The organism is Microvirga sesbaniae, assembly GCF_025460805.1.
In the GTDB taxonomy this organism is placed as follows: domain Bacteria; phylum Pseudomonadota; class Alphaproteobacteria; order Rhizobiales; family Beijerinckiaceae; genus Microvirga; species Microvirga sesbaniae.
The window spans coordinates 116297-133981 of record NZ_JAMXFJ010000005.1 but is presented as its reverse complement, the minus strand read 5'-3'; the positions used below and the strand labels follow the sequence as shown (position 1 = coordinate 133981).

General features: G+C 64.1%; 4 protein-coding genes. 3 read left to right on the top strand and 1 reads right to left on the bottom strand.

Going from position 1 to position 17685, the window contains the following annotated elements; translation table 11 throughout:
• Positions 1 to 29 precede the first annotated feature (29 nt).
• Positions 30 to 2216: a CHASE2 domain-containing protein gene (locus tag OCW50_RS10225; protein ID WP_262297414.1), complete on the top strand. Its 2187-nt coding sequence runs from the start codon at positions 30 to 32 to the stop codon at positions 2214 to 2216.
• Between the two features lie 9 nt (positions 2217 to 2225).
• On the opposite strand, the gene OCW50_RS10220 is transcribed toward OCW50_RS10225, so the two are convergent.
• Positions 2226 to 3479: an MFS transporter gene (locus tag OCW50_RS10220; protein ID WP_262297413.1), complete on the bottom strand. Its 1254-nt coding sequence runs from the start codon at positions 3477 to 3479 to the stop codon at positions 2226 to 2228.
• Between the two features lie 1006 nt (positions 3480 to 4485).
• On the opposite strand from OCW50_RS10220, the gene OCW50_RS10215 reads away from it, so the two are divergent.
• Together OCW50_RS10215 and OCW50_RS10210 are read left to right on the top strand one after the other, a co-directional pair.
• Positions 4486 to 13422, top strand: coding sequence for a hypothetical protein (locus OCW50_RS10215; protein WP_262297412.1), 8937 nt, complete (start codon positions 4486 to 4488; stop codon positions 13420 to 13422).
• Positions 13423 to 13833: 411 nt separating this feature from the next.
• Complete coding sequence (locus OCW50_RS10210; protein WP_262297411.1) at positions 13834 to 17091, top strand: hypothetical protein; 3258 nt, start codon at positions 13834 to 13836, stop codon at positions 17089 to 17091.
• Positions 17092 to 17685 lie beyond the last annotated feature (594 nt).

The following is a 17685-nucleotide window of genomic DNA, read 5'->3' as shown; positions in this document are numbered from 1 at the left end:
CGGACATGCGGCTCGACGGATCCGACCCGATGACCGTGATCCTCAAAAAGCTGCGGCGCTTCGGGATCGGGCGGATCGTCAGCCTGCTGCTTCTCGTCAGCCTTCTGGCCTTGCGGGTCTGGGACCCGGGACCCGTGGAGGCGCTGCGCCAGAAATCCTTCGATCTCTATCAGCTCATGCATCCGCGCACCGAACGCAAGGACCTCGTCAGCATCATCGATATCGACGAGCAGAGCCTGAGGATGCTGGGGCAATGGCCATGGCCTCGCACGGTCATGGCCGAGATGATCTCGAAGATCGTGGGGCTCGGGGGAGAGGTCATCGGATTCGACGTGCTTTTCCCCGAAGAGGATCGCAGTTCTCCGGACGTTGCGGCGAGAACCTTTCAGGGGCTGGACGATGCGACGATCGAGAGGCTAAGGCGTCTGCCCGGCAACGATGCGGTCTTTGCCGCGGCGATCCGCAACGCGAAGGTGGTCCTCGGACAGTCGGGCTATCGCGTATCGGGAGCGGCGCTGAGCGCCCGGCCCGCCAGTCAGGCGCCGATCGCCACCCTGGGACCGGACCCGCGCGCGTTCCTGGTGGACTTTCCGCAGCTGCTGCGCAACCTGCCCGTCCTGGATGATGCAGCGCAGGGACATGGCCTCTTCTCGATCAGCCCCGAAGGGGACGGGACGGTCCGCCGCGTCCCGGTCGTCGCCCTGGCGAACCAGACCGTGGTTCCGTCGCTGTCTCTGGAAATGCTGCGGGTGGCCACGGGAGCCGGAAGCATCCTCATCAAGACGGATCCGAGCGGCGTGCGAAGCGTCAGCGTGCAGGATTTCGAGATTCCGACCGACGGCAAGGGACGGATCTGGATCCACTTCTCGGCTCCCGATCTGAGCAAGTACATCTCCGCCATCGACCTGCTGGAGGGCCGTGTCCCGGCTGATCGGATCGCCGGAAAGATGGTGCTGATCGGGACCTCGGCGGCCGGGCTGCTCGATCTGAAGGTGACGCCCGTCCATCCGGCCCTTCCCGGGGTCGAGCTGCACGCGCAACTGCTCGAGAGCGCGCTGACGCGATCGACCCTGAGCCGCCCCGGCTACACGGCCTTCGCCGAAATCCTGCTGGCGGCCCTGCTCGCCCTGACGGTCATCGGGCTGGCCCCCAGGGTGAGCGCCGGGCCGCTCTTCCTGCTCGGCGGCACGATCGCGGCTCTGATCCTGGGCATGTCGTGGTACTGCTTCTCGACCCTCGATCTCCTGATCGACTACACGTTCCCGCTGACCTCGAGCTTCCTCGTCTATGCGGTCCTGATCTGCACGAACTACATGACCGTGTCGGCGGATCGCCGCTGGATCCGATCGGCCTTCAGCCAGTACATCTCCCCGGATCTCGTCGAACAGCTGGCGCATTCGCCCGAGCGGCTGACGCTGGGCGGCGAGCAGCGCGAGCTCACCGTGCTGTTCTCCGACATCCGGGGCTTCACGGCCATCTCGGAGGCGTACAAGGACGACCCGCAGGGATTGACCGCGCTGATCAACCGCCTCTTCACGCCCCTGACCAAGGACATCGTGCAGCATCGGGGAACGATCGACAAATATATGGGCGACGCCATCATGGCGTTCTGGAACGCCCCGCTCGACGACATCTCCCATGAGGCGCATGCCTGCGAGGCCGCTCTCACCATGCTGGAGAGCCTCGAGACTCTGAACGACGAGCGCCGGCGGGAGGCCGACCCGACCCAGTGGGCCGCACCGCTGCGGATCGGGGTCGGCCTGAACACGGGGGTTTGCGTGGTCGGCAATTTCGGCTCCGACCTGCACTTCAACTATTCCGTCCTGGGCGACACGGTCAATCTGGCGTCCCGCCTGGAGGGGCTGACCAAGCAGTACGGCGTCCCGATCATCGTCGGGGAGAAGACCGCCCAGGCGGTGCGCTCGCGGTTCGCCGTCCTCGAGCTGGATCATCTGCAGGTCCGCGGCAAGCAGGAGCCCGAGCGCATCTTCGCGCTGCTCGGACGGGCCGACATGGCCTCGGATCCCGACTTCATGGGCGTGCTGGAGCGGAACGACGCGATGCTCGCGGCCTATCGGGCCAGGGAATGGTCGCAGGCTCTCGAGACGATCCTGATCTGTCGGGAGGCCGGCAAGGTTTTCGGGCTCGACGACTACCACGACTTCTACATCCAGCGGATCCGGCATCAGATCGAGGCCCCGGCCTCGTCCAAATGACCCTGCCTATCAGGTCTTCTGCGGCGCGGCCTCCGCCGTCGCCTCGCTGCGGACGAGCTGATCGCGCCGGGCGAGATCCGGAAACCAGAACCGCCAGAGCCCTGCGAGCATGATCGTCCCGATGCCCCCGATCACGACGGCGGGCGAGGCACCGACGAGCCAGGCGAGCGTTCCCGACTCGAACTCGCCGAGCTCGTTGGACGCGCCGATGAACACCGTGTTGACCGCGGCCACGCGCCCGCGCAGATCGTCCGGGGTCTCCGCCTGGACGAGGGTCTGGCGCACCACGACGCTGACCATGTCGGCCGCCCCGAGGATGGCGAGCAGCACCAGGGTCAGGCCGAAGTTCGTGGACAGGCCGAACCCCACGGTCGCCAGGCCGAAGACGCCCACCGCCTGCAGCATGCGCAGGCCGGCCCGGTGGGACAGAAGCGAGGAATGAGCCAGGACGACCGCCATGGTGACGGCCCCGACCGCCGGCATGGAGCGCAGGAGGCCGAGGCCCCAGGGGCCCACATGGAACACGTCGCGGGCGAAGATCGGCATCAGGGCCGTGGCTCCGCCCAGAAGGACCGCGAAGAGGTCCAGGGAGATCGCCCCGAGCAGGATCGGCCTCGTGCGCAGGAACACGAGCCCGGCCACGAGGCGGGACCAGGTCACCGGCTCGCGCCTGGCCTCGGCCGGGCGCAGGCGCAGGGCCGCCACGAGCAGGGCGGCGAGCCCGAAGCATACGGCCGATCCCATGAACGGCGCCGTCGGGTGGACCGCGTACAGGATGCCGCCGACCGCCGGGCCGCTGATGGTGGCGACCTGCTGGACCGAGGAGTTCCAGGCGATGGCATTGGCGAGGTCGCCCGGCGGCACAAGGCCGGGCACGATGGCCTGGGCGGCGGGGTTGCCGAAGGCCCGGGCGGCCCCGAAGGCCACCAGGAGGCCGTAGATCGGCCAGAGCGCCGGCACGCCCGCCCGCACCTGCGTGAGCAGGCCGAGCGAGGTCAGCATCATGGCCGAGAAGACCAGCATGAGGATCCCGCGCCGGCTGTACCGGTCGGCCACGAGGCCGGTCACGAGCACGAGCGCAATGGTGGGCAGGAACGACGCGAGCCCGACCAGGCCGAGGTTGAGCGCGCTGCCGCTGGCATCGTAGACCAGCCAGGCGACGGCGACCGTCTGGACCTGCACGGCCAGCGCCATGGCGAACCGGGCCGCGCAGAACAGCCGGAAATCCCTGTGGCGGAAGGCCGCCCAGCCCTTCGATGCCATCGTGTTCGCCCCTCGCTCCCCGGTCGATCCCGCGGGCGCTTCTGTAGACCATTTTTCGGCGCGGCGGAGCGCTTCGCCGGCAAAAAAATTGCCGCACGGGACCACGAGGCGCGACGTTGCCGGACCCGCCCGTGACTCGTACGACGCGCCGCTCAAGGATGGGAGCCTCGGACCATCGGGATGGCCGTCTCTCCCCTCCACGTCATCGCCCGCTCTCACCACCTCCCACGTCATCACCGGGCTCGCCCCGGTGATCCCGCTTCCGGGAGGCGCCGGGCTTCAAACAATCGGGATGGCCGGCACAAGGCCGGCCATGACGTGGGAAAGGTCACGCCACAGCAAGGATCATCCTCCACGTCATCACCGGGCGTGTCCCGGTGATCCCGATGCGAAAGACGCCGCGCCCTTCCGATCGGGATGGCCGGCACAAGCCCGGCCACGACGGATAGCGAGGCCTGGGGGAGCCGGATAGCCGGCACAGGACAGCCCATGACGGGCGAGTTCACCCCTATGGGCTGACGAGTCGAGGGAGCCCTGGATTGTGCGGCCATGACCGGCGGTTTGGCGCGATCCTTCGTCCTGTCCCGCATCCGGCGGCTTCATAACATCGCAAGTTTGCGTGAATGCAAGGTGGTTCTTGCAAATCTGTGCTGCCCATCGAGGCGCTCGGACAGGGGCGAACGCGCCTGCGCCAAGGGAAGCGGCTCCGCGCCGTGCAGAGCAGGCGCTGTCTGCACTTTCCAGGGAAACCAACACGTTCAGCACCGCCGGCAGAGGAACGGCCCGCGTTCTCGGGGCTGAAATTCCTAAGCCCGGCGCCTGCTCCGGCAACCCCTGATCGTGCCAACTCGGCGGCGAATGACAACCTTAGGTCGTTTAAGCATTTTTGCGTAATATCGTTGCCTTCTCCCACTGCTGCGATATGTTACGTAATATTAATTCATTTGCGCTCGGCCCCGGTGGGTCCGGCGGAGTTGCGTAGCGGTAGAGGCAAGGGGATAGGATCATGAACAAGCCCGTTTTCGAGACTGTCATCGGCGAGAAGATCGACGTCGGGAATGTGATCGACACCACGACCGGCGGCGCGGCCGCCCATTCGCCCATCTCGGACCGGGCTCCCCCCGTCGACGACCGCACGAGCCATGGCAAGCCCCTCGACCTGACGCAGGACGACAAGGACGGACGCCGCTCCCTCGACGTGGCCGCCCCGGCCGCGGGCCAGACCACATCCCACGCCGCGCCCGCAGCCCACAAGCCGGCGCTCGCGGAGCGCGACGGGGTGCGGACCGCGCCCGAGGCGGGCGATGCCCTCGCGCACGGGGCGCAGGGACGGGAGACGGCTCACGCCCATGATGCGGCCGATGCACCGCCCGCGCAGGCCTCGCACCCGGCGGCAAGCGCCGGCCCTTCGCCGCACGAGACCGGCAGCGCGACGTCTGCCGGTCATCCATCGTCGCTCGCGCCTAATAGCGATGAGGCGCCAGTCACGATGCTAGCGGGTGTCTATCAAACTGGCCGCGACGATCCGGATAGACCCGATAACGTAGACCTGCGAGGGACGGGATTCGCCTGGCGCTACGACCTTCTAGCCGGCAATGACACGATTTGGGCGGGTGGGAGTGGCGACGCGTCAATCGATGGTGGCGCAGGTAATGACTACATTTACGGCCGGTTCTTCGGGATTCCTGACGACGGGCAGATCGGAGATGGCTACTTTGGTGGTGGTGGCTTCGACACCGTCGATTTCTCAAAAGCGCTCACCACTTTCAACAGCCCCTTCATGACCTTCAACGGCTATCGGGCCGAGGGATTCTGGACGCGTGTGGGAGGGGGCAGCCAGAACGCCTGGATAGGTTCTGATGTCGAGAAGATTATTGGCGTCGACCTCGGCAGCTCGAACAGCAAAGCGGGCGACAGATTCTCGATCGACGCGCAGTACGATACCGTGCAAAAGTCCTGGTATTGGCTCGGGATGGCCGGAGGAGACGATCTGAAGGCAGGCCTCGGCAACGACAGCCTCGATGGCGGTGCCGATGGCGATGGTCTGCAAGGCGGAGCCGGAAATGATTACCTGACCGGCAACGGAACGACCAACAACGACGACATCGTCAGGGACGTCCTGTGGGGCGGCAGTGGTGACGACCGGCTCGAGGGCGGTTGGGGCGACGTTCTCATCGGCGACGTCGGCAATGACGTCCTGGTCGGCGGCTGGGCCTTTTATGGCGACTACACCTACACGTCCGTCACTGGCACCGCGAGCTTCAACTTCACCTATGCCGGGCAGGCCATCAACCGGACCGTCAACCTCGTCGTCGGGACGGTGACGGACGGCGCCTATACGGATATCCTGCAATATGTCTGGCAGGTCACGACCGGCAACGGCGACGACATCTTCTATGCCAACAACAACGGCAACTGGCTCGACGGCGGAGGCGGCAGCGACAGGTTCTACGGCGGCGGCGGCAACGACACGCTGATCGGCGGCGCGGGCTACGATTTCTTCTACGGCTCGGCCGGTTCCGACAGCATCGACGGCGGCGCCGCATCCGGCATCGTCGATTACCTGTCGCTGACCGCCTCCGTCCAGGTCGATCTGAACGCGGGATCCGCCGTCAAGTCGACCGGCGGAACCGATACGCTTGCCAACATCGTCAATGTGCAGGGGACCAATGCTGCCGACAGCATCATCGGCAATGGCAGCGCGAATGAGCTCAAGGGCGGCGGGGGCAAGGATTTCATCGACGGCCGCGGGGGCAATGACACCATCAACGGCAATGCGGGCGACGACAGCATCGCCGGCGGCGACGAGGACGACATGCTCTACGGCGAGGACGGCAACGACACCCTCGACGGCGGCAACGGCAACGACGAACTCCACGGCTGGACTGACAGCGATTCGCTGATTGGAGGAGCGGGTATCGACAAGATCTACGGCGAATTCGGCTTTGACACCCTCGATGGCGGCGCGGATGCGGATACGCTCGACGGCGGCGACAACAGCGACTCGCTGCTGGGCGGTGCCGGCAACGATAGCCTCGTGGGCGGATCGGATTCGGGCGACGACACCCTCAACGGCGGCATCGGAGTCGACACGATGGCCGGCGGCGCGGGCAACGACGTGTATTACGTCGATGACCTCAATGACGTGGTCGTGGAGATCGCCGCACCGGGCGTCGACACGATCTACACCTCCGTCGACTGGGATCTCAGCAAGGGCGGTTCCGTCTATGTGGAGAACCTGACGGCCCAGCCCGGGAACACGGCTGTCAGGCTGACCGGCAACAACGCCGCCAACGTCATCATCGGCAACAGCGGCAACAACGTCATCGACGGTGGGCGTGGCGCCGACGTGATGACGGGCGGGCTCGGCAACGACACCTACTATATCGACGACCTGAACGACGTTCCGCGAGAGTTCAACGGGCTCGTCGAGGGCGACGACTGGGCGTACATCTCGGTCAAGAACTTCGATGCCCGCAAGCTCGCCAATATCGAGCATGTCCAGACGATCGCAGGAGGCACGATCGATTACGCGCCGAACTTCTCGGTCGAAAGCGACACGGTCGTGACCATCAACGAGCTCACTTCGCCGGCCTCTGGAGCGATCGCCCACGTGATCGCAATGGACGACGGCAACGGCGGGACGATCGGCTACAAGCTCCTCTCCCATGGGGACAAGTTCCAGATCAGCAGCTCCGGCGCGATCAGCCTGCGACACGCGATCGACTATGAGACCACCGCGTTCGAATATCTGAATGGCCGGGCCTTCCTGCGCGTCGTGGTGCAGGCGACCGAGAGCGAGACCTCGATTTCGTCGGACCCCTTCGAGGTGATGGTCTTCGTCGACGATTCGAACGACGCGCCGACCGGAATCGCTTATAGCGGCACGCTTCAGGTGGACGAGGACGCGCTGCCGGGCGAGGTCGTCAGCCTCCGGCCGACCGCGACCGATCCCGATGCGGCCGACCAGTTCAAGGACTTCCGCTTCGCGCTCCTGGACCTGCAGGGCAACGTCCTCGACAGCTCCGCCATGTTCGAGATCGACCCGATGACAGGCGTCGTCCGGAAGGCCAACGGAACCATCCCGGATATCACCTCGCCGACCGAGTTCAAGTTCCTGGTCCGCGTCACGGATATGGGTGGGAGCGGCCTCTCCTACATCACGCCCCAACCGATCACGATCACGGTCAATCCCGTTCCGAACCGTCGTCCGGGCGCGCCCGAGCTGCAGACGGGACAGCCGCAGATCGAGGAGAACACCACCGGCTTCGTCGGGCGCGTGCTCTCGCACGACGACGGCAATGGCGGGCCGATCCGCTACCAGATCGCGGACGGCGCCGATAAGTTCAGCATCAACGACAACGGCGAGATCACGCTCACGACGAAGCTCGATTACGAGACCCTCGACATTGACGACCAGGGCAATCACTACGTCTTTGTCGAGGTGCAGGCCTATGAGCGTGACGAAGGTCTCGAATCCGCGGTCGCGCGGATCAAGGTCATCGTCACCAACGGCAATGACGCGCCGAATGCTCCGGTCTTCATGGGCAGCTCGATCGCGGAGAACGCCCCAGGGGACGCGGTCGTCGCGCAGCTGCAGGTGCCCTCGACCGACCCGGACGGCGATCCCGTCAGCTATATCTTTGCGCCCAATGTCCCGGGCGCCAATGCGGGCGGCCGGTTCTGGATCGACACGGACGGCAGCATCAAGGTGGTGCCGGGCGCCGTCATCAACTACGAGTCCGGGGGGGAAGATCCCTATCTCCACAACGAGAACGGCCACAGATGGTACGAGCTCTGGGTGGTGGCGACGGATGGGAGCGCCTCGTCGGCGCCGGTCAAGGTCGTGGTCGAGGTCACCGATGCGAACGACAGGCCGGCCGACGTCACCCTGACGGGCAACAGCATCCTGGAGACGGCTCAGGCGGGCGCCACGATCGGCCAGCTCGCCGCCGTGGACGAGGACGGCGACCCGGTCACCTACCTGTTCAAGCTGGCGAACGGCACCACAAGCACGATCAGCCAGAACGGCGAGTTCGAGATCACGACCGACGGCCGCATCATCGTGCACGATCCGAGCAAGATCCAGGTCGCCGATGGCTATCAGTACCGCGATTTCGCGTGCCTCATCGTAGCGTCCGACGGAAATGGCGGCGAGACACCGCTCAGCATTTCGATCCGCGTCGACAACTACTTCCCCAACAACCGGACGCCCTCGAACCTCACCTTCGCGGACGGCTCGGTCGAGACGCACGTGACGGAGAACGTGCGCGGAGCTATCCTGGGGACCCTCAAGGCAATGGACGATACGGAGGCCTCCTTCCTCGTCTACGCCCTGGACAGTGATCCGAGCGACAGTTTCGAGGTCGTCCGGGACGAGGCGACGGGCCAGTACGTGCTCAAGCTGAAGGACGGCGTGGCGCTCGATTACGAGGCGGGGACCTCCTACAAGGTCAGCGTGAAGGTGACGGACCCGCAGGGCGCATCCACCACGCAGGAGTTCACGATCGACGTAGACGACGTCTACGATCTCGCCAACCACAACCCCTACAGCCTGACCTTCGACGACAATCAGCTGTCGGCCGGGGTGGTCGAGCACAAGGCCGGGGCGGTGATCGGCATCCTGCTCGGCAAGGACGAGGATGCGAATGATGCCGGGCTCCTGACCTATCACCTGATCGGCGACGCCAGCAGCAAGTTCGAGATCGTCGACAACGTGCTGAAGCTCAAGGACACGGTGCAGTTGGACCGGGCGGCGCAGGCGAGCTACACGGTGACCGTCCTCGTGGCGGACGGCCATGGTGGCCATCGGGAGCAGGACTTCACCATCAACGTGCTGCCGGAGAACGCCGGCAACCAGAAACCGACCAATCTGACGTTCAACGAACCCGACAACCATTCGACCGAGACGACCATTCAGGAGAACCAGCGCGGCATCGTGGTCGGTCACCTGATCGGCACCGACGCGGACGACGCTGTCAATGACCTGACCTACTCGATCGCTCCAGGCGGGGACTCAGGTGGCTTCTTCGAGGTCATCGGCAATGTCCTCAAGCTGCGGGACGGCGCCGTGTTCGATTACGACAAGCTGCCGGACGGTCACAAATATTACGACGTCGTGCTGCGGGTCACCGATCCGCACGGCAATGTCCTCGACAAGATCTTCAGGATCAACATCGAGGACGTCACGACCGACGACCCGCTGAACAACGACCCGACGAGCTTGACCTTCGCCACCGGCGACGAGGCGACGGTGCGCGAGCATATGAAAGGCGCTCTGGTCGGGGTCCTGATCGGCCAGGATCCCGATCCCAACGACGCCGGGAAGCTCACCTACGAGCTCGCCTATGACCCCACCGGGAAGTTCAAGGTCGTCGGTAACGAACTGAGACTCAAGGAGAACGAGAGCCTCGATGTGGACGACGGCACCGCGTACAGCGTGACGGTCCGCGTGCGGGACGCCCATGGCGGCGTCCTGGAGCGGACCCTGACGGTCAACGTCATCCCGGAGAACAGCGTGAACCACTTGCCTCGGATCAGTTTCAACGGCGATCGTTTCTTCTCCATCAAGGACAACGAGACGACCGCTCCGTTCAAGAACATCGTGCTGCAGGACGACGAGGACGACGCCAACCCGGCGGCTGTCATGACAGTCGTCGTGCAGTGGGGCCAGGACGGCAAGTTCAATGTGCCGGATCTCAACGATCCGGCCTATGCGGGCGTGCAGTTCACCTATACGCCCGGCGACAGCCTCATGAGCATCCGCGGCACGAGCGCCCAGCTCCAGGCGCTCATGCGTGCCCTGCAGTTCAATCCCAAGGACCGGCCGGCCGACGCCAATACTCCAAACGCCTACAAGGAGACGGATTTCACGATTACCCTGGTGGATTCGAATGAGGAATCGGTCCAGAGCCACGCCTTCGTGGGATCTACGGCGTCCGGGCTGGCCAACGACGAAGACGACATCTATCACATCTACATCGGCAACGAGATCACCAAGCCCGAGGGACCGGATGGCGGCTACGACATCGCCTATGTCCACACGAGCTTCTTCCAGCTCAATCCGGACCAGGCGATCGAGGTGCTGCAGGTCGCCGAGGAGGTCACGGGCGGCGTCAGCCTCATCGGCAGCCTGTTCTCCAACACGCTCATCGGCGGCGTGGGCGACGACATCCTCTGGGGCGTCGGCGGCGACCCCGCGAACCCGAACCACGACGTGCTCCGGGGCGGCGACGGCGACGACACCTACATCATCGCGTCGACGGCCGATCTCGCAGCCGTCATCGTCGAGGAGAATGGCGGCGCGAGCGGCATCGACACGGTCATGCTCACGTCCGGTATCGCGTTCGACGATCAGTTCAACACTTATGCCCTCACCGCGGCCAATGTCGAGAGCCTGAACGCGTCCTCGACGACCGGCGCGGTCACGCTCATCGGCAACGCGCTGGACAACCTCATCCACGGCAACGTCTCCGCCAACACCCTGATGGGCGGCGACGGCAACGACACCCTCGACGGTACGGAGGGCGTGGCGGATCGGCTCGAGGGCGGTGCCGGCAACGATACCTACCGCGTCCGCAACGTGAACGACGTGGTGGTCGAGGGCACGGGCGGCGGCACCGACACCGTGGAGGTTTTCGGGGCCGAGTACCACCTCGGCCAGACGGCCCAGGTCGAGATCCTGAAGGTCGGCAGCATCACGGCCGACGTGAGGCTCATCGGCAACGCCTACTCGAGCACTCTCATCGGCGGGCTCGGCAACGACACCCTCGACGGCAGCCTCTCGGGAATGGGGATCCGGCACACGCTGAACGGCGGCGCCGGCAACGACACCTATTTCATCGTGAATGTCGGGGACGAGATCGACGGCGAATTGCTCGGCAACAACGGCAGCATCAACGGCAACGATACGGCTTTCCTCTACCGGGGGCTCTACGCCAATCAGGACGCCATCGATGCAGCCATCGCCCATTACAAGGCGCAGGGCGTCGAGGCCGTGACCGTGCTGGACGGTTTCCCGCCGGACGACGGCTACAACCAGCTTCCCGTCCTGAAGATCGCCGACGGAACCGAGGTCACCAACGCCAAGGACAACGGACTGGCCGTGTTCCTCTTCCGCGGCGTCGACCTCTCCGACCACGAGGACGACACCCTGACGCTGACGGTCCGGTTCCTCGCGGCGGCCGGCGATCTCGCCGACCCGAGCGGCACCTGGCAGGACGGGGGCGTCGACGGCGCCGGCTACCGGACCTATACCTGGACCGGTAAGGCCGACGCGCTCGATGCGATCCTGAGAAAAGTCACCTTCAACCCGAAGAACGACGTCGCGCCGGCCTCCACGGAGTTCACCATCTTAGTGCGGGATCAGGATCCGCTGCACGCGGCCGTAACCGACAAGGTGACGGTCAACACCACCCACGGGGACGACAGCGACAACGAGAAGCCTGTCCTCAAGTTCGCTCCCGGAACGGAGGTCACCGACGCGAAGGACAACGGCCTCGCCGTGTACCTGCTGCGCGGCATCGACCTGTCGGACAAGGAGAACGACAAGCTCACGGTGTCGATCTCCTTCGACTCGGAGGACGGCACCCTGGCCTTCCCGTCCGGGGTCACCGCCCTGGTGTCCCAATCGGGCGGGACGATCACCTACACGTTCAGCGGCTTTGCGGACGAGTTGGACGCGATGCTCAGGAAGATCACCTTCGACCCGAAGAACGACGTCGCGCCGGCCGTCACCCAGTTCACCATCTCTGTGCAGGACGAGAAGCACGCGCCGGTGACGGGCACCGTGACGGTGCAGACGACCCATGGCGACGACAGCGGCTCCCATGACCCGACGGTCGTCGGTCTTCAGGCCACCCTCTCGACGCCTGAGGACGTGCCGGTGGCCCTGTTCGGCGCCATCGACATCGACGACCAGGACGGCGACAAGCTGACGGCGATCATCACCTTCGCCGAGGGCCGGGGCACCTTGCTCGGCGCCGGCAACGATTGGTCGGTGGTAAACGGGGTGAGAACCTACACCTTCTCCGGCACGGCGGACCAGCTCGACGCTCTCCTGAAGGGCTTCAAGTTCGACCCCAACGCCGCCAACGAGGTGACGGACATCGGGCTGAGCGTCCAGGACGGCAACCACCCGGCAGTGGTCAAGCACATCGCCGTGACCTCGACGCCGGCGAGCGGGGCTATGAATATCAAGTTCTCTGACAAGTTCGTGCGCGAACATCTCGGCGTCGGGCGAGCTATCGGCAACATCTCGGTAGAGGGCGTGCAGAACCAAGACGACCTTGTTTATACCCTTGTTGATAATGGTGGAGGACGTGTTGAACTGGTCGGACGCCAGCTCATTGTCAAGGACAATACCAAGATCGACTTCGAACAAATCGCAACCGGCGAGTTCTCGTTCACCATATCAGTAAGCGATGGCATCAATCCCGCTGTGTTGAAGACGTTCAAGCTTGGAGTCGAGAATATCAAGAGTGAACGTGTCACGGGCACAGCTAACGCTGACGTCATCAAAGGTGGTTCCGGTAGTGACATATTCGACGGAGCGAGTGGTAACGATACGTTGAGCGGCGGGACAGGACAGGATGTCTTGACTGGCGGTGCCGGAGCAGACGCTTTCCGCTTTGAAACGCGGCTAGCCACGACAAATGTCGACCGCATCCAAGATTTCAAGGTTGCCGAGAACGATCGTATCGAGCTTGCGCTCTCGATCTTTGGAGCTCTCGAGACCGTTGGAATGCTGAGCGCCAACGCCTTTGTTCAAGGCACTCAAGCGAAGGATGCAAACAGTCGGATCATCTACGACAAGGCGGCAGCCAAGCTTTGGTATGACCAGGATGGAACTGGTTCGAAAGCTGCGGTTCTATTCGCCACATTCCAGAATACGGTTTCGACTCCGGCTCCGACACTGACGCACGAGAGCTTCTTCGTCATCTAAAGGGAGACGGCTTGCCAACAAGTCGCCTCTCCATTAAACGTAACGAAATATCGATTCTAAAAGGGGCTTCTGATGTCTTTGAACTTGACGATAACGGCTGTGGTAAACGACGGCGGTGCTCAGGAAGGTCAGTTCGGCGTACATATCAATGAGAATATTACTGCGGGAACAGTTGTTGGTAAGCTCGAGGGCTTCGAACCGACTGATCCTGCTACGTTCACCATCGAAGTAGTCGATGATAAGGGCGGTCGCTACGAAGTATGGCATGGTACATACAATGGCATAGACGGTTATTACCTTAGGGTGAAGAACGGTGGGTCGACTCTCTTTGACTTCGAAGACCAAGATTTCGGGATCGATGGAGCTGTACACGATCAAGTTCAATTTAACTTCCGTAGCGCAACAAACGAATTGCTTCATCAAGCGGTTGTCGATGTCTACCTCAATGACATTGAGCCCGAGGCGGCAACTAACACCCCGCCTGTGATCGACAGCGTGAACGGTCAGGGGAAAGGCACGAATGGGCAGGGTGCTGATCTCAACACGATCGTCGTGAACGAGAATGCCGGGTCGGGCGTCGTGGCAGCCGTCACGGCGCACGACAACGAGGGCAACACAATCGCCTATGGCCTCGTCGATACTCATAATGCGCTGTTCTCGATCGGCGCGGACGGCAAGATCTCGATCGATGCGACCAAGCTCCCGGCGATCACGCAGGACAACGATTATGTTCTGACCGTCACGGTGACGGACGGCAACAGCCTCCCGGTCACACAGAATGTGACGATCCGGGTGAAGAACAACGTCAACGAGAAGCCCATTGTCGACGCCGTCAATCCGGACACGAACGGCAGCGCTGGACAGAGCAACGATGCCAACAAGATCGTGGTGCTGGAGACGGCAAATTCAGGCGTCGTGGCGGCCGTCGCGGCGCACGACCCTAACCAGGGCGACACCCTGGCCGGCTACGCCTTGGCCGATACCTTCGGCGGTCTGTTCTCGATCGACGCAACCGGCAAGATTTCGTTCGACAAGAGCAAGCTCCCGGCGATCACGCAGGACAAGGATTACGCTCTGACCGTCACGGCCACCGACAACCATGGCGCCGTGTCGGACGTCAAGAACGTCACCATCCGCTTCAAGGACGTTCCCGTTGCGGCAGGCCCCACCATCACCGGGCAAAAGGCCCAGGTGAACGGGGAATCGACCGGATTGATCAAGCCGTTCGAGAACAACCTCGCGGTCAGCCACGCCAACAACACCGACCAGCTGACGATCGAGGTGTCGTTCGCGCAGGCCAACGGCACCTTCGGCAGGGTCAACGGTGTGGATCCGGTCGACGCCAACAACATCCGCACCTACACGTTCACCGGGACGCGGGATACCCTGAACGGCATCCTGTCCGGCATGCAGTTCGATGCGACGGATGCGTTCAGCGGCAACGCTACGAACACGGTGTTCACCGTGCAGGTGAAGCCCGCGGCGGATACCCAATGGTCCAATAGCGGCGCCGTAACGGCGGTGGCGGACATCAACAACAACGCTACGTTCACCGCCATGGAGACCGACCAGAGGGCGGCCCTGAACGCCGTCATGAAGCCGTTCGACGGGATCCAGCTGGCGGATCAGGAAAGCGACATGGTCACCCTGACGGTGACCTTCGCGGCCAACCACGGTGACTGGTCAGGCCTGACCAGCACGGCCCAGGTGACGGTCGACAACCAGAGCGCAAACGGCATGATCACGTTCACCGGCTCGGCCGCCAACGTGACGAATTTCCTGACTGGCGTGACCTTCAAGCCCACTGTCCAGGGCGACACGGTCTTCACGGCAAGCCTGGTCGATGCCTTCTCCGGCGTCAACCAGCACGGCGCCGTCACGAGGCAGTACAAAGTCACGGGCGATTCCGGACCGACCCTGACCGCCGCGGCCGCGACGACGACGATCAAGGACACGGCAACCACCAAGCCGTTCACAGCCGTGACCATCGCCGACGACAGCCCGCAGGTCACCGTGCTGGTCAAGCTCGACACCAACACCGAGGGGACCTTGAGCGGCGACAACCGCTTTGCCTGGAGCGCAGCCGACAACGCCTACAAGTTCGTGGGCGCGGCCGTCGACGCCCAGGCGGCCATCCGCAACCTGACCTTCACCCCGACGCCGCGTCCCAACGGAGCGGTCGACGCGACCGAGGACACCACATTCACCATCGAGGTGAATGACGGGCTCAACCCAACGGTCACGAACAGCAATATCGTCGTCCGGTCCCAGGTCGAGAACCGGGCGCCCACCCTCGTGGCGGCCGCCTACAACCCGACGATCGCGCACGATCAGAACGTCAACCTCGTCAACCCCTTCAAGGATGTCGCGATCGGCGAGAGCAACGCCGGCGAGAAGGTGACCGTCACGATCAAGCTCGACGACTCGAGCAAGGGCGTGCTCACGAACCTGAACGGCTTCATCTGGAACGACGATCAGAAGACCTACACCTTCTTCGGCTCGGCCGCTGACGCTCAGGTCAAGATCAGGGCGCTGCAGTACGATCCCCGCGACCGGCCGACTGCCTTCAACAACGAGGTGACGTCCTTCACCATCGAGGTGAAGGACGAGCATGGCGGCGTGGTGACGAACGACTCCAGCATCAAGGTCACGTCGCTCGGGAACAACCATAGCCCGACCGGCATCTCCCTGGACAAGGCGGTCGTCAGCGAATACGCGAAAGTCGGGGATGTCGTCGGGACGCTCGGGGCGACGGACATCGATGCCGGACAGACGTTCAAGTTCAGCCTGGTGCAGACCGGATCCGTGCCGGGACCCTTCAAGATCGTCAACAACCAGCTCGTGCTCGCCTCCGAGGTCAATTTCGAGGAGATGGCATCTCATCAGATCAAGGTGAAGGTCGAGGACAACTTCGGTGGATCCTACGAGCAGGTCTTCACCATCGGCGTCAAGGACGAGACCACCTTGAACAAGCGCGGCACGAAGAAGGCCGACAAGATCAACGGCGGGCCCCAGGACGACATCCTGAAAGGCGGCTCCGGCAACGCCAAGGACACCATCAAGGGCCTGGCCGGCGACGACAAGCTCTACGGCGAGGGCGGCAACGACTCGCTCCTGGGCGGCGACGGCATCGACAGCCTCTTCGGCGGCAAGGGCAACGACATCCTGAAGGGCGAGGCCGGCCGGGATACCCTCTTCGGCGATGCCGGCAACGACAACCTCTTCGGCGGGGCCGACAACGACAAGCTCTATGGCGGCGTCGGCAACGATGTCATCAAGGGCGATGCCGGCGACGACATGCTCTTCGGCGAGGCCGGCAACGACAAGCTTTATGGCGGCGCCGGCAACGACGCCTTCGTGTTCACCAAGAAGCCCAGCAAGTCGGCCAACCTGGACCAGGTCATGGATTTCAAGTCCGGCCAGGACAAGATCTTCCTCGACGACGCCGTGTTCAAGAAGCTCGCCAAGCCCGGCACGCTCATCACGATCGATGCGCCGGTGAAGATCGACGCGTCGATCTTCTCCACCGGACGGGCCAAGGACTCGAAGGACTACCTGGTCTACAAGGGGGGCGTCCTGTACTACGACACCAACGGGTCCGGACGAGGGGGCGAGGTCGAGATCGCGAAGATCAAGGGGCTGAAGGCCGCCGACATCTTCATCATCTGACGGGCCTCTCCGGCTTCGCCTTTCACCCCGGCAGGGCACCCTGCCGGGGATTTTTCGTGGTCCGTCGGCACGATGCCGGCTCGACGGCTCAACGGCTCGTCCCGATTGGGCCGCTTGGACCTGGCACGGGGCTTGGCACCGGGATTCCCGGTATGGGGCGCGTGGCATCAGGATTCTTGGCACGCGTGTCCTTGGCACGCGTATTCCTGGCACGCGGGGCCCTGTCGATGGCAGCCCGCGTGCGTCGCGCCCTGGCCGAGGCTGCACACCTCCAGGCCGCACATCCGGCGCCTCGTCCGCCGGGATGGAGGGCCACCGCATCGTGCGGATCCAGAGGGTCCGCCGCGAACGATGCGCCGCTTCAAGATGGGAGCATCGGACCATCGGGATGGCCGGGACAGGCCCGGCCATGACGTGTGGAGAGTGTCGGCACCGGCCTTTGCCACCCTCTCCCCGTCATCACCCGCTCACCCTACCCTCCCACGTCATCACCGGGCTCGTCCCGGTGATCCCGATGCGAGAGGCGCCGCGCTCTTCCGATCGGGATGGCCGGCACAAGGCCGGCCATGACGTGTGGAGGGGTGGGGTGGGGGA